Source organism: Thalassospira sp. SM2505, assembly GCF_054901115.1.
Genome location: NZ_CM142731.1, coordinates 569,928 through 584,334 on the forward strand (window position 1 = coordinate 569,928; position 14,407 = coordinate 584,334).

Sequence of the window (14,407 nt, forward strand, 5' to 3'; positions counted from 1 at the left end):
TCCGTATGGTGGGGCAAAATACGTGATTTGCGTTATTCATTTTTGGCGCGGTGGATGCGCAAATTCGATTTCATCATGAATTCGGGGCCAAGGTAAAGATGCCAAGTTGACAAACAGTCATAAAATTCGACGTATTGTTTATTCATTCTAAAAAGTGACGGATTTACTGCGACCCAAGCAGTATGATCTTCTGTATAATTGGAAAATAGCAGTATTTTCAGAAATACCGTTCGGCGATGCGCACAATATCGCCGGGCATGACGATGGTCGCCAGATTGGCCGGGATCGAAACGCGTGTCGTATCATTGCCGCGCAGGATTTCGATATTGTCTTCATCCCCGCGATAGGTCATGCCACCCCCGATGGCGATGGCATTAAGAACATTCATGCCCGGCACATAATCATATGATCCGGGTTGATTGACCTCGCCGACGATGAAGAACGGGCGAAAGGCAATGACTTCGACCGTAACATCGGGATGGCGCAAATATCCGTCCTGATAGGCATCGTGAATAAGGGCGCGCGTTTGATCGGCGGTCTGACCACGGACAACAACCGGCCCGATCAGTGCCAGGTTCAACCGTCCTTGCGCATCAATTGTGAAGTCACCCGAAAGATCGGGCTCCCCGAACACCGTGATCCGCAGTGTATCGCCACTATCAAGGGCATAGAGGGTCTGTGCAATTGCATGAGCCGTCATCGCGAACATCCCCGAAAGGATGGTCAGCATGATGATGATTGATGTGATGGCGCGGTTGAGGCTGGTCGACATTTACATCTCCAACTTCAGGCTGATCAGGCTTTGCAAACGGCGGTAATCTTCGCCGCTGCTATTGGATTGGCGGATATCGTGATCAATTGCACCGCTGATTCTGGCAAAACGGTTGAGGTGATAATCCGCATTCAGGCCGAATGTCGCGATGCGGTCCTGACGGGTGACTTGCTGAAAATCTTCATCGCTATAGGTGGCATTCAACCCGATCTGAAGATTGCGGCGCAGTTCATGGGATATCCCGATCCCGAAATCAAAGGCCAGAATACCACTGGCACCGGTGACCGTGGTTTCCCGAACGGTTCGGGCAGCATTCAGGGTCAGGTGGCTCAGACGTGTCACTGACCAGTCGATATCAGCGCGCAATGTATAGTCGTTGATATTGCCAAAGGACGGATCGACATAGCTTTGGCTCATCCAGCCTGCGGCCAGATCGGCCCTGATCAGGTCGGTCAGATCAAACCGCATACCGCCAAGCATTTGAAATCCGGCCGAGTCACGATTAAGGCCGCTATCATCGGGTGTTCTGTCATATTGCCGTTGATTAAGCGTCATCTCGCCATAGGCTTCGCGCCCAAGATCAAGAGGCAAAAGCGCACGGATGGTTTCACGGGTTTCAAGGCGATTGCGATCATCATTGCGAATCAGGGTTCCGTTGATTGCCGTGCTGTCATCAAATTCAACCCGCCGGAGGGACAGGCGCGACTCATATCGCCAGCCCCTGGTGACATAGTGTCCGCCGATATGGGCACGCACATCGCGATAGATCACCGGTTCCCGTGCGGCGGTTGAGACATCGTTGCTGCCGCGCGGGTCATGACGACGTTGCCAGTCAATCGCCCCGTCAAGCGATGACGTGCCAAGATCAAGGCTTCCGGCAGCCTTAAGGTCTGCATCCTGATAATTGTCGTCATCAGATCTGGCAAAAAAGCCAAGTTCCCCACCCATGGCGAGATGCATCTGAAAAAACGGCCAGTCACCGCTAAGTGCCAGTCTTGGGGCAAGGGTGGTGATCACATCGGATTGCCGGTTGGATTCGGTCAGAAAGATATTGTCGTCATATTGCGCACGGCTGGTGATTTCCGGTGTCAGAACGAAGCGGCCGAGCCGGATGTGGCGCTGATCTTCGGGGACTGTGTGACGGTTTGCGGTGCTGTCTGTTGATTGCGCCTGTACTGGCGGGCTGCCCCAGAACATGGCGCCCACGCAGATCACCATAAATGCCAAACGGCAAGGTCTGAAGTCTGTGTTGGCGCAGTGTGGCATCAGGCAAACCGCCGGTCATGTTGCAAGTCATGTTGCAGATCAGGCGATTGGTCGGATGTGCCTTCATGGGCGGGATCATTGGGGATCGCACGGTTCTGAAATGGCAACAGGGCAGTTGCCAGCAAAATGGTGCCATCAAGCCGAGAAGACTGGCGGGAAATATAATCAAGATCATGGGCAATCCGGGCGCGTAACTGTTGATGGTCGTTCACAGGACCGCGCCATCCGTTAATTTGCGCCCAGCCGGTGATGCCGGGTTTTGCAATCAGGCGGCTTTCGTAACCGGGCAGGGTGGACGAAAACAATGCGTGATCGGCAAGGCTGTGCGGACGCGGGCCGACCAGTGACATCTCGCCACGCAGAACATTGAAAAGTTGCGGCAATTCATCAAGCCCGCTGATGCGCAGTCTGGTGGTCAAAAGATCGGCCGATTTTGTGATGATGGGGGAAACCGGACGACAGGTCTGATCACGCAGGGTGCGGAACTTGTAGATCGTAAAGATCGTCGCATTCCTGCCAACCCGATGCTGGGTAAAGATCGGGCGGTTAAAGCCAAGCATGCGCAGGGCAGCAGCAATCATGATCATGACAGGTGCCAAAGCCAGAAGGGCAACCGTTGCAACGATGATATCGAAAGCGCGTTTCAGAACGGAATGACAGTTGGAATTCGGGCGGGGACAAACCGATATATCATCAGCTTTGTATCTGTCCCTGACCAACCGTGATGCCCCCACACCTGTATGGTTTCCTCAAGCAATATAACTCAGGGTAGATGAGTCTGGGGCATTTTCAAGTAAATATGTAATGGTCCTTGGTCGATAGGATATTGTTTCTATTGATTTTCCGAAAGGTCAGCGCAGGGACGGGATTGAAGACAGGACCGTCTTCATCAGTTGCGGCTGGCGATTGACGCCGGTCTTGGAAAAGATGGTCTTAAGATATGTTCGGGCCGAACTGTGCGATATCCCGACAAGTTCGGCCGCCTGATCAAGGGCGAGTCCCTCGGCCAGTTTCTGGGTCAGTTTGGCTTCTGAGCGGGTCAGTCCGAACAAATCCATCAGATCATCAATCGCAGGCGGTTTCTGTTTTGCCGGATCGACCAGAATAACCATGAAGGTTGCTGTGCCAGCGGCCTTTTTGGGGATGCGCCGCACCAGAACCGAAAGCTTTTCCCCGTCGCGCTCAACCGAATAGCTTTGATGGTCACGCGGGGCCATGTTTGATGGCGGGTTCAGAAAACCGGCAAGTCCGTCGGGCACCGGTTCAATGATCAGGCGCCCCTGACTGCTGGAGCGCACAAGCGATGACCCGCGCATCAGTTCAGCCGCCTGGGCATTCATATGCAGGATCGAAAGCGTGTCATCAATAGCAACCACGCCCAGTTCAAACAGATCAAGAAAGTCGGTCGGCAGGGTTTCTTCAACATGGCCCTGACGGGCTGCGATCTCGCCTTCCAATCCCTCGAGAATGGTCTGGAGGTTGGTTGGTTTTGGATAGAACCGAAAGACGCCGAGCTCATTGACCGCGAGCAGTGCTGATTGCAGATCGGCATATCCCGTCAGCATCACGATGATCAGATCACTGCGCAGTGTGCGCAATTCGGCGGCCAGTTCCAGCCCCGACATGCCGGGCATGTGAATATCAAGGATAACGACACCAATAGCCGGATCAGCAGAAATGGCATCGCGCGCGATGAAGGGATCATTGAAATAGACCGCATCCCAGCCGGGTCGCAAGCGCGCAAAGTTGCGCCGATGAGATGACAGAAGGTTTTCGTCATCGTCAACAAAGGCAATCCGCACCGGCGGTTTTTCAGTCATTAAAAAGTGCCCTCCACAAATGGGGATATTGGACGAAGCCAGTCTGACACTATTCTGTGATCCTTCAAAGCCCCGGCTTGTAAACAAGCTGCAAATTTGCTGGAGGGCCCAACAAGATACCCTAGATTTCAGAGCATACCGGAGTTGTCCATTTATGGATGTGGTCAGTAAAAAACGTCCCGTCATTTTGATGGTGGATGATGATGAAAAGCTGTTGGCAGCGGTGCGTCGCACCCTTTCGACCAGCTTTGAATTCGTCACCTATTCAGATGGGCAGGAAGCATTGGACTGGTTGTCGCAGAATCGCGACCGGACCGACCTGATTATTGCTGATCTGGTGATGCCTACTCTTGACGGGATCTCCTTCCTGAAACAGGCCGCGCGCATGGCGCCGATGGTCAGTCGCATGTTGCTGTCTGGCAATGTTTCAAGCATTTCACTGCGCGAGGCGATCAATCAGGCAATGGTGACGCGCGTTCTTGCCAAACCGGTTTCGGTTGCTGTTCTGAAAGACGCTATTGACCGCGTGATCATGACCAGCAAGCCGGTGCCCAAGCCGCGCAAAGGTGTCACCCCCATGATGGTCAATGCCGCCATTGACCGCTCTGATTTCTATACCGTTCTGCAACCGCGTTTCCGTGCCAGTGACCTTGGTCTGTGCGGGGTGGAAGTTCTGTGCCGGATTCCGTCGCTGGAAAAAGAGTTCGGCATTGATGAAATTTTCGAAGCCTGCCGTGATCATCCGGTGATCAATCGTCTGACAAGCCAGTTGATGGCGATCATGATCGATCAGGCCCCGCGCTATCGCGACCTTCTGGGGGAAAGCTGCAATCTGGCTGTCAACCTTTCGGCCTATTCGCTCAAGACGCCGGAATTCCTCGATCTGGTTATTCGTTTCTATGAAAAAATGCGGATGCGTGGCGTTGTTGTGACCTATGAGGTCCCCGAATATCAGGTGGCACCCGATGACCATGATCTTCTGGCAAGTGCAGCGCGTCTGCGCGAACGGGGGATTGCGCTTCTGATTGATGATTTCGGTTCGGGGAACAATTCGCTGGAACTGTTGCGCCACGAAATCTTTGCCGGCATCAAGCTTGATCGTGATCTGGTGGCCGGAATGATGACTGATTTCCTTGACGATGCCTTTGTCGAATGGATCGCACAGGTCTGTTCGAAAATGGGGCTTTCGATTTCTGCCAAGGGGATCGAGAACGACAAGGTCGCTCAAAAACTGCAAATCTATGGCATTACCGAAATGCAGGGCTTCCATCTGGGCAGCCCGGTGCCACTTGATGTCTGGGAAGCCAGAACAAAGACGCAGATAAGTGCCTAGGGGTGATTGACTGTTTGCATAAAATCACCCGTTAGTTATTGTTAAATCAACATGCTGGGGCCACTTTTGAAGCATGTAAGGGAGCATGGATATGAAACAAATGCGCTATGTGAAGTTGGTTGCACTTGTGGTCACGATGGTTGGCTTTTTTGCGATGCCGGCCTTTGCCGGTGGCACTCTGACAGTGACAAAACCCGACGGCGAGGTGGTCAGGATTTCCATGGACAAGCTCATGGAAATGCCGGCAAGCGAGTTTTACACATCGACCCCCTGGACCAACGGTGTCCAGAAGTTCAAGGGCGTATCGTTCAAGCTGCTGCTTGATACCTACGGGCTTGATGCCGAACTGGTGCGTGTTGCAGCCCTGAATGATTACAGCGTCATCGTGCCGACCAATGTGTTGCGCAGTGACGAGGCCATTCTGGCCTATCACCTTAATGACGCCGAAATGTCCGTCCGGGAAAAGGGTCCGTTCTGGGTCGTGTTTCCCTATGACAAGGATGTCCGCTTCCAGACCGATACCTATTGGTCATATTCCGTCTGGCAGGTGAAGTCGGTTGATGCAAAGAATTAAGGACTTTCTTTCCAACCGGTCAGGCAGGACCATGTTCATCGTACTGGTCCTGTTTGTCGGTCTGTATGCGGTCCTGTCAGCGGCCATTGTCCGACAGCTTGAAGACGAGCGGTTCACCTATCGCGAGAATTTCGTCTGGGCCGTTTTTCAGATCCAGCGCCAGTATTTTCTGATTCAGCGTGATATCGAAGCTGCATTTGGCCGGTCGGGGCTTGATGAGGATGCCTTCGAAGAAATCATGCTTGAATATGAAATTCTGGTCAGTCGCGTTTTCCTTTTACGCGATGGCGAAGGTTTCAAAGTGCTGTTTTCCGTCCCCGAGGTCACCGCTTCCATCAATAGTCTGCAGGACCGGATTGATGAAATTGACCGGGCAATGGCAAATGCCGATGGTTTGAAAACCAAGCTTGAAGAACTTTACCGTTTGCTTGAACCGATGGGTGAACCACTGCAACAGGCCGTGGTGCGAACAACGAATTTTGTATCGGTCTATAATGCCGAAAACATTCGCAGCGTTAAGCGCAATATCGAAATCCTGACCTATCTTTTCTTTGTCGGGGTTGTTGCGATTGCGGTTCTGGGCGGTTTCATGATCCGGCAGCGCCAGCGCGTTTTTGCCGCCGATATCGCAGCCCAGAAAGCCCGCCAGGAACAGGAAGTCATCGAAGAGGCTGCCGACTATTCCAAAATGCATGCATTGGGCACATTGGCAGGCGGTGTCGCACACGAAATCAATACGCCTGCACAATATATCCAGAACAATCTTGAATTCCTGTCGGACAGTTTTTCCGGTCTGGTTGATGCGGTCCGGCGTGGCAAGGCCGATCCGTCGGCAAAGCTTGATTATGATGAAAACAAGATCGAATTTCTGGTACAGGAAGTGCCGCTTGCCATTGATGAAAGCATTCAGGGGCTGGAACGGATTGCCGAAATTGTCAGAGGCATTCGCAAATTTGCCCATCCGGCCAATGATGTGATCGAACTGATTTCCATCACCGAGGAAATTGAAACCGCCATCACATTGACGCGCAACCAGGTTAAACACATTGCCGATCTTGATGTGAACATCCAGTCGGATGTGACCGAGGTTAATGGGCGGCGCAACCATCTGTCTCAGGCGCTGATCAATCTGATTGTCAACGCATCGCAGGCGATTCGGGAAACCGGTCAGCGCAGGGGCAGGATTGAATTGTCTGTGACCTCTGATGCAGACAATGTCTATATCCGTCTGCGCGATAACGGAACGGGTGTTCCCGAAGAATTGCGCGACCGCATCTTTGACTATTTCTTTACGACCAAAGAGCGCGGGGTTGGCACCGGGCAGGGGCTTCCGATTTGCCGCAAGCTGATCCAGGACGATTTCGGCGGCGATCTGACATTGTCCGACGACTATATCGACGGTGCAGAGTTTGTGATCCGGTTGCCCAAGTTCAATCCGTCCTATGTCGGGCATTCCGCACCAAACGATACCCAGGGACCGGGTGATCTGAGCGCGTTGCTGCGCTAGATCACCCACACCTCTTTAATCAGACTGATATCATGAGAGTGACGAGGATCCAGGGGCAGCTACCCTGGATCCTGATTACGACAGGTCGTGAATGCGCGGGATGTGGTTTTCAATGCAGGCCTGTTGCCAGATCGGCCAGATATTCTCGGCACCACAGCGGGATATGAAGGTGCTGGCAAGATCATATTTACGTGCACGTTTTTCGCCGTCCACGCCTGCGATGCGGGCAAAATGTTGTGCCGCATAGACAATCAGCAATGCCCGTGAGTTCCGGGTTGGTGCGGCTTCCGGGCGGTGGTGGAAAGCAATTTCTTCCACGACTTCATGCGGGAAACCCCAATAGGCACAGATACAGGCCGACACAGCAGGATGGGCAAACCCCATTTCGGCAATTTCGGCGGAAATGATGTCGCATTCATCACGATCGGCCCGCTCACGGCTGGCCTGATAGCCCTCAGGCATGACACGTTCAATGATGATTTCACCGATATGGCATAGCAAGGCAGCGGCACGGACCTGATCGACCGTTTCAAAGGGCAGTTTCTGCAAACGGGCGATATTTGCGGCCATCTGACCAAGAACAAGCGGTCGATGCAGCGCGATATCCATTTCATCTGGATCAAAACTGTCAGGCTGACCAAGCTCGGACCACAGAATGCAAAGTGCCTTGATGGTTTCAATGCCCAGTAGTTTCACAAGCCCGATCAGGTCGGGGAAACTGTCGGGTTCGACAAGTTTCTCGCGACGCGCCAGTTCAAGGCCAAGCGCGGTCAGAACCGGAAAATCACAGGCAAATTCAGTCAGTTCGTCGCGGCTTTTGGGGCCGGTGAATTGCAAGATTGTATGCAGACGCTGAAAGGTTGCAGGCCATACAAGGTCGTCGGGAATCTGGCCCAGAAAGTCAACCAGCAACGGATCACGCAGATATCGCCGCATGATCAGGCCTCGTTCGACCGCATGGATGATGTCGATATCCTTGCATGGTTTGGTCAGGAAATGCTGGGTCGCGGCTGTGCCATTCTGAATGGCGACTTCATCGGCATAGCCAGAAAGCAAGATGCGCGATGTTTGCGGGAACCGTCGGGAGACAATGCGCAGGAACTAGGCCCCATCCATCGATGGCATGCGCATGTCGGAAATCACCACGTCGGCTTCCTGTTCATCCATACCCGCCAAGGCCTGTTCGGCACTTTCATAAAAACGCAGCGACCAGCTCGGGCGTTGTCCCATCATGCGTCGACGCAATCCGCGCAGAACATTGGGATCATCGTCGACAAATATTATCGAAGCGTTTTCGGGCATGTTGCGTCCGTGGTGAATTATGAAATGGCGGCAGTAAGGCTTGCAGCGTCACAAGGTTTGCACAGGACAAAAGCAGCACCAACCGATTTGGCTTCGCGCACCACGTCCTGATCATAAAACCCGGTCAGCATGATCTTGCGGGTCTGATCGGAATTCTTGATGTTGCGGCGCTTGATTTCATAGAGCGTTTCAATGCCCGACATGGTCGGCATCATGTAATCAAGAATTATGACGTCATAGGAGGATTGCTTGCGCGCCATCTGGGTCATCATTTGCAGGGCCGCTTCGCCATTTTCGGCGACATCCACATGGGTTGCCCCGGCACTGCGCAACATCCGGCGAATGGAAAACCGCACCTCGATGCTGTCATCGACGATCAGAAAACGTTTCTGGTCATTGGCTTTGCGATGGGCGTTGTCCCCCTTGCATCGCTGCAGGCCGTCGGCAATTTCGATGTCATTCTGGCTATTGCTTTGTCTGGCGGTGTTCATGAGTGTTGCTGACATGCTCTGTGATGAAGACCAAATGTGTTGATCCTAATCTTTGTCTGTTTCCGAGAATTTCAATATCCCCATATGAGGATCAAAAAGAAAAACGGGCTGCTTTCAAGGCAACCCGTTTGAAGTCTGCAGTTAAGGGAGACGAGGCCTAGAACTCGTAGCCGATCTTGCGATCGATCGAGAATTTGCCACCGCCCTGGATCAGAACGGTCAGGGCCAGCAAGCCCCACATCAGCGGCATTTCAAAACCGCCATTGTTCCAGAAATAGCCGGCTGGCAGGTGGGTCGAAACGGCAACAGCCATAAAGACCAGAACAGCAGCAGCAACCGGACGGGTCAGAAGACCGACTGTCAGCATCAGGCCGCCAACGAATTCAAGAAGGCCGATCAGAAGGGCAAAGACGAAGCCCGGAGCAAAGCCGATGCTTTCAAGCCAGCCAGCCGTTCCTTCAAGGCCGTAGCCACCAAAGGCACCAAACAGTTTCTGTGCGCCGTGCGGAACCATCAGAAGGCCGGTGGTTACACGGATAATCACAGGGGCAAGCGGCTGAAGGGCGGACGTAACATTGCCAATGGCAGGGATGATCGAACGGGGTTTGTCACTGGTAAGCGAGGTCATAATTCTTCTCCTGGGGATGGGGGAGCGCGGTCTTCGCGGCTCAGGCCACCATGTCAAAAACAAGGGCTTCGGCATTGTCGGCATCAGAGAAGACAAGTTCGTCTTCATCCTTGATTGCGGCACCGTCACCGGCATTAAGGGTTTCGCCATTTACTTTAAGACTGCCGCGGGCCACCTGAATCCAGGCGATGCGGCCTTTTTCGATGCTGTGCTGTGCGGTCTCGCCATCGTTAAGGTGCGCAACATACAGATCGACATTCTGGTGAATGGTGATGGAATTCTCACGACCATCGCGGCTGCCAATCAGGCTCAGACCCGAACCGGTATCGCGCCGTGCGATTTCCTTTTCCTCGTAGCCCGGCTCCAGTCCGGCAGCTTCGGGGATAACCCAGATTTGCAGGAAGTGAACCGGATCGGTTTTGGAGTGGTTATATTCTGAATGACGGATACCGGTACCTGCGGTCATGCGCTGCAGGCGACCCGGACGAATCACCGATCCGTTTCCGATACTGTCCTTGTGTTCAAGGGCGCCATCAAGAACATAGGAAATGATTTCCATATCCTTGTGGCCGTGGGTGTCAAAACCGGCACCGGGAATCACACGGTCTTCGTTGATCACCCGAAGCGGTCCCCAACCCATACGATTGGGATCATAATAGTGACCGAACGAAAAGGTGTGGTTGGAATCAAGCCATCCAAACTGTGCGCGGCCACGGGTGTTTGCATCTACTTTGATAATCATGTTTGCCTCCAACGAGGTTGTTTGCTGTTGGAGACAGATTACCCTTTTCATAAAATGAGACAATTAACGTAATTATGCCCACAGTGTTGCACTATATGCGACAATCTGGCATGCCATTGTGGTGCGCGACCTGTGCCGTAACGACCCCGAACAGAGAGATTATCCATGGATAAACTGGTCAGTCTGCAAAGCTTTGTTCGCGTGGTTGAGCAGGGAAGCTTCGCCGCAGCCGCACGGGCCATCGGGCAATCACGATCACAGGTCAACCGTGCGGTGGTCGCCCTTGAGGATGATCTTGGTGTGCAGTTGCTGAACCGCACAACACGCACCGTATCGGTCACGCCAAGTGGTCGGGCCTTTTATCAGCGCGCCAAAGCCATTCTGACCGATCTGGATGAGGCCGAGGAATCCATTCGCGAGAATCAGGAAAAACCGGCAGGTGATATTCGCATCAATGCGCCGATGTCGTTCGGAACCCTGCATCTTGGTCCTGCACTTGTCGATTTTGCGCGCATGTATCCTGAAATCCGTGTCGAACTGGCCTTGAACGATCATTTTATTGATCCGGTTGCAGACGGTTTTGATATGACCGTGCGCATCAGTCGGCCAACCGAAACACTGGCCCTGATTGATCACGAAATCATCCCGATCCGGCGCGTGATTTGTGCATCACCCGATTTTCTGCACAAAAATGGCGAGCCAACAGATATCAGTGACCTCGCGACCTTGCCCTGTTTGCATTACGGCAATCTACCCGCCGGATCGACCTGGAAACTGACCGGACCAAACGGGCCGGTATCCGTGCAGGTCAATGGTGTGTTTTGCTGTAACAATGCCGAGGTGCTCCGTGATGCGGCGATTGCCGGCTTGGGGCTTGTGGAGTTGCCGACTTTCATCGCCGGGGCGGAGTTGCAGACGGGCCGTCTTGTCACAGTTTTGTGCGACTACACTCCGCCCGAGATTTTTCTGTATCTTCTTTATCCACCCAGCAGACAGCTTTCATCGCGCATCCGTTTGCTCGTGGATTTCATGCATGACCGGTTTGGCGGACAGCCGCACTGGGATCTGGTGCAATAGGTAACACTGCGAAAATTAGGTGGTGTTTGCGATTTTGTAGCAATCCGGAAGCTTGCATCTTGCGTATGGGATATTAGGTTTTCCATAAGGACGCATAGCGGGTTGGACGAGATGTCTGATTTTGAAATGCCAACATTGATGATGGTGTCGCACGGCAATAGCGGCAATGGCGGTGATCCGGCAGGCGATCTTGCCCGATCAGTCGCGCCTGACTGGAATGGTCCGGTGACGCATGGCTATATGCGCAGCCAGCCGTCCCTTCCTGATCAGCTTGACCGGCTTGTGCATGCGGGTAATGCCGAACGCCTGATCGTCTTTCCGCTGTTTTTCAGCGAAGGCTATCTGGTGTTTGAAGAATTGCCGCGCGATCTTGAACGTGCCGGGCTTGGCGATGCGGTCATTCTTCCGCCGGCGCTTAATCTGCCGGGATTTGATGATCTGGTCGCACAAAAAGCCATGGTCGCAATGGCCAGACGTGGTTGGGCATCAGGCGAAACATCTGTGTTTCTGGTGCCCCATGGTCTTAAGACGCTGACAGCAGCCCTGCCTGAAACAGTTCGCTTTGGCGATCAGGTCGGGCGTTTGTGCGGTGGGGCCGAAATCTGTATTGGCAATATCGAAGGCCATCCGTCGCTTGCAGACTGGCGGACGATTGCATCGCGCAAAAAGGCGGTGATTGTCCCGATGCTGGCCGGTGGTGGTACACATGCGCGCCAGGATTTGCCCGAACTGATCAATGCCCGTGCAGGCGAGGAAATTGAAATCCTGCCGCCGGTCGGTCAATGGGCGGAATTGCCGGATCTGGTTCTGGCCGAGGCCAAGCGTCATGTAGCACGATTTGGCGGCCTTGCGGTGCCGCTTGGCCCGACTGGCGGGGATATCTGGGCCGAACGGATGGCCAGATCAGCCTGAGATATCGGGATTTACCCCAGAACCGGTTTGAAACTGGTTTCCGCAGATTTTTTCAGAAGATAGTCACGGAACAGGCGGGCAGCACTGGTCAGTGTCGCATCGCCGTCATGGGCAATCAGCAACTGGCGCTTGGCCCAGTCATCGGCAATCGGGGCACCGGCGATATTCATATGCCCGATATAGCCCGCGACCGAACTTTTGCGCAAAAATCCGATGCCAAGGCCTGCGGCAATCATCTGTCGTAGGGACCCGAAACGCACCACCTTGATATGGGGGTGCATATCAATCTTCATCCTTGAGGCAGCCTCGGAAATCAGGTCATCAATGACCCCGCCTTCATGCAGGGAAATGATGTCGTATTTGGCGGCTTCGGTGAATTTGACCGGTTTCGGATTGGCGGTATCGGGAATAAGGGGATGGCCCTTTGGGGTGACGACCCAGATCGGATCATCACAAAACACATCATGGGCCAGATCGCCAAGCGGGCTGTTATCGGCCAGAATCGCCAGATCGGCACGGCCTTCACGAACGGCCTCGGCACTTTCGCGCGATGTCAGTTCGCGGACATCAACCGTGATGTGGGGGAAGTCACGTTCAAAATCGGCCAGAAAGGACGGCAGTCCGGTCAGAATGGCCGAGGTGACAGCCGCAAGATAGATCTTGCCCTTTTCACCGACATTGAAGTCGCGAAGTTCGTTGGAAAGATGGTTCAGATCGCCCAGAAGCTTTTCGCCGTATCGGGCGAAGATCGCGCCTTCTTCGGTCGGTTCGACCCCGCGCGGCAAGCGGCGCAGCAGTTTGACACCCAGCATGGCTTCAAGTTCGCCAATGCGTCGGGATACAGCCGACGTCGCGATATGTTCACGTCTGGCGGCTTCATTGATGCTTCCCGCACGCACGATGGCGACGAAAAGCCGGATGGTTACAATATCAAACTTTTGCATGGAACCGTTGTCGGTGGTTCAGCCCGAAGCGTCAAGAGGCATGATAGGGTGCGGTGATGTGCAGATCGTCGCACCCGCCTCAAACAGGGTAATTAACCCTGAACCTGACGCCATGCCTTGTTCCAGTCCGCAGTCAGTTCTGCGTGGGTTTTGGCATGGGATGCTTTCATGATTACGGCAACCTGAAGGGCCTGCAGGAAGCTGGTGAACCAGCCGGTACGGACTTCACGTTCGATGCTGGTTGCGTCTTTGTAAGCAATCGTGGTCATGGCTCTGATCCTTTGCGACATCATCTGTCTTTGCGATGAATTCAGTGATACCAAACGGCGGATGCGCGCACTATTCTCGTTTCACCGCTATCCCGTTCTTGTTTGGAGAACGATGTAGTTAGTGCATTGTAAATGAATGCTTATTCAATGTTGCACTGCGCAATGAGATTGCGCAAATCACCTTGCAGCGGCATTTTCAAGACAGGTTTCCACCGATATCACTGCGACTCACCGACAGGTTTTCGCATCACAGGTATATCTGCTATAGCTGGCATAAATTGATCACAGGGTAGTGCCACATGACCGGAATTGACGAAAATCTTGACTTTGAACAGGCCCATGGCAGCGGCTTGCAGGGCCATCTTGGTTATCGGCTGGTGGAATGGGCGGAAAATCATGCAGTGATCGAGCTTGAGCTGCAAGACCACCATCTTAACCGCGCCGGTATTCTTCATGGGGGTGTTTTGATGACCCTGCTTGATACCGCTTCTGGCTATTCTGTCTGCTTCTGTTCGGTGCCGGGCAATGTCCGCAAGACGCTGACATTGTCGCTGACCACCAATTTCCTTGGCATGGCAAAGAAGGGTGTGGTGCGCGTGGTCGCGACCAGACAGGGCGGCGGACGCAAGATCGTCTTTACCGAGGCCAAGGCCTATAACGCTGATGGCGAAGTGATCGGAACGGCAACCGGGACCTTCAAATATCACCGTGGCAGCGAGGGCATCGAAGGCGTTCCGCGCGATAGCTGATTTTGTGACCGGCTGGCCAAG

The 14,407-nt window shown here is 53.6% G+C and carries 17 protein-coding genes; 6 read left to right on the forward strand and 11 right to left on the reverse strand.

Annotated features, from left to right (window positions below):
* Nucleotides 1–217: 217 nt before the first annotated feature.
* From ACTU44_RS02620 to ACTU44_RS02635, 4 genes are all read right to left on the reverse strand, one after another.
* Nucleotides 218–772, reverse strand: coding sequence for a polysaccharide biosynthesis/export family protein (locus ACTU44_RS02620; RefSeq protein WP_462096588.1), 555 nt, complete (start codon nucleotides 770–772; stop codon nucleotides 218–220).
* Entirely contained in the window at nucleotides 773–1,969 is a 1,197-nt protein-coding gene (locus ACTU44_RS02625; protein WP_462097428.1) for an outer membrane beta-barrel protein, read from the reverse strand.
* A 68-nt stretch (nucleotides 1,970–2,037) separates the two neighbouring features.
* Nucleotides 2,038–2,757, reverse strand: coding sequence for a sugar transferase (locus tag ACTU44_RS02630; protein WP_462096589.1), 720 nt, complete (start codon nucleotides 2,755–2,757; stop codon nucleotides 2,038–2,040).
* 132 nt (nucleotides 2,758–2,889) lie between these two features.
* Nucleotides 2,890–3,858 (reverse strand): DNA-binding response regulator, encoded by a 969-nt coding sequence (locus tag ACTU44_RS02635; RefSeq protein WP_462096590.1) that lies wholly within the window; start codon nucleotides 3,856–3,858, stop codon nucleotides 2,890–2,892.
* A gap of 154 nt (nucleotides 3,859–4,012) precedes the next feature.
* Between ACTU44_RS02635 and ACTU44_RS02640 the strand changes: the two genes are divergently transcribed.
* From ACTU44_RS02640 to ACTU44_RS02650, 3 genes are all read left to right on the forward strand, one after another.
* Nucleotides 4,013–5,191: an EAL domain-containing response regulator gene (locus ACTU44_RS02640; RefSeq protein ID WP_462096591.1), complete on the forward strand. Its 1,179-nt coding sequence runs from the start codon at nucleotides 4,013–4,015 to the stop codon at nucleotides 5,189–5,191.
* A 91-nt stretch (nucleotides 5,192–5,282) separates the two neighbouring features.
* Nucleotides 5,283–5,765 (forward strand): putative pterin-binding protein, encoded by a 483-nt coding sequence (locus tag ACTU44_RS02645; protein ID WP_114096873.1) that lies wholly within the window; start codon nucleotides 5,283–5,285, stop codon nucleotides 5,763–5,765.
* A gap of 31 nt (nucleotides 5,766–5,796) precedes the next feature.
* Complete coding sequence (locus ACTU44_RS02650; RefSeq protein ID WP_114096489.1) at nucleotides 5,797–7,272, forward strand: sensor histidine kinase; 1,476 nt, start codon at nucleotides 5,797–5,799, stop codon at nucleotides 7,270–7,272.
* A 75-nt stretch (nucleotides 7,273–7,347) separates the two neighbouring features.
* Here the strand turns inward: ACTU44_RS02650 and ACTU44_RS02655 are convergent, their stop codons facing one another.
* From ACTU44_RS02655 to ACTU44_RS02675, 5 genes are all read right to left on the reverse strand, one after another.
* The gene (locus ACTU44_RS02655; RefSeq protein ID WP_462096592.1) at nucleotides 7,348–8,328 is read right to left on the reverse strand and encodes an HDOD domain-containing protein; all 981 of its coding nucleotides are present in this window, start codon (nucleotides 8,326–8,328) and stop codon (nucleotides 7,348–7,350) included.
* Between the two features lie 45 nt (nucleotides 8,329–8,373).
* Nucleotides 8,374–8,574: a response regulator gene (locus tag ACTU44_RS02660; protein ID WP_462096593.1), complete on the reverse strand. Its 201-nt coding sequence runs from the start codon at nucleotides 8,572–8,574 to the stop codon at nucleotides 8,374–8,376.
* A gap of 17 nt (nucleotides 8,575–8,591) precedes the next feature.
* Complete coding sequence (locus tag ACTU44_RS02665; RefSeq protein WP_114096491.1) at nucleotides 8,592–9,065, reverse strand: response regulator; 474 nt, start codon at nucleotides 9,063–9,065, stop codon at nucleotides 8,592–8,594.
* Nucleotides 9,066–9,222: 157 nt separating this feature from the next.
* The gene (locus ACTU44_RS02670) at nucleotides 9,223–9,693 is read right to left on the reverse strand and encodes a DoxX family protein (protein ID WP_114096492.1); all 471 of its coding nucleotides are present in this window, start codon (nucleotides 9,691–9,693) and stop codon (nucleotides 9,223–9,225) included.
* A 40-nt stretch (nucleotides 9,694–9,733) separates the two neighbouring features.
* Complete coding sequence (locus ACTU44_RS02675; RefSeq protein WP_114096874.1) at nucleotides 9,734–10,435, reverse strand: pirin family protein; 702 nt, start codon at nucleotides 10,433–10,435, stop codon at nucleotides 9,734–9,736.
* A 165-nt stretch (nucleotides 10,436–10,600) separates the two neighbouring features.
* Between ACTU44_RS02675 and ACTU44_RS02680 the strand changes: the two genes are divergently transcribed.
* Together ACTU44_RS02680 and ACTU44_RS02685 are read left to right on the forward strand one after the other, a co-directional pair.
* The gene (locus ACTU44_RS02680; protein ID WP_336079846.1) at nucleotides 10,601–11,512 is read left to right on the forward strand and encodes a LysR family transcriptional regulator; all 912 of its coding nucleotides are present in this window, start codon (nucleotides 10,601–10,603) and stop codon (nucleotides 11,510–11,512) included.
* Nucleotides 11,513–11,623: 111 nt separating this feature from the next.
* On the forward strand, nucleotides 11,624–12,424 hold the full coding sequence (locus ACTU44_RS02685; RefSeq protein WP_462096594.1) for a sirohydrochlorin chelatase: 801 nt from the start codon (nucleotides 11,624–11,626) through the stop codon (nucleotides 12,422–12,424).
* Between the two features lie 11 nt (nucleotides 12,425–12,435).
* On the opposite strand, the gene ACTU44_RS02690 is transcribed toward ACTU44_RS02685, so the two are convergent.
* Both ACTU44_RS02690 and ACTU44_RS02695 read right to left on the reverse strand, forming a co-directional pair.
* Nucleotides 12,436–13,368, reverse strand: a complete 933-nt coding sequence (locus ACTU44_RS02690) for a LysR family transcriptional regulator (RefSeq protein WP_462096595.1) — start codon at nucleotides 13,366–13,368, stop codon at nucleotides 12,436–12,438.
* A gap of 92 nt (nucleotides 13,369–13,460) precedes the next feature.
* Complete coding sequence (locus ACTU44_RS02695) at nucleotides 13,461–13,637, reverse strand: hypothetical protein (RefSeq protein WP_181850136.1); 177 nt, start codon at nucleotides 13,635–13,637, stop codon at nucleotides 13,461–13,463.
* A 299-nt stretch (nucleotides 13,638–13,936) separates the two neighbouring features.
* Here ACTU44_RS02695 and ACTU44_RS02700 point away from each other — a divergent pair, with 299 nt between their 5' ends.
* The gene (locus ACTU44_RS02700; RefSeq protein ID WP_336079850.1) at nucleotides 13,937–14,386 is read left to right on the forward strand and encodes a PaaI family thioesterase; all 450 of its coding nucleotides are present in this window, start codon (nucleotides 13,937–13,939) and stop codon (nucleotides 14,384–14,386) included.
* The last annotated feature ends 21 nt before the right edge of the window (nucleotides 14,387–14,407 follow it).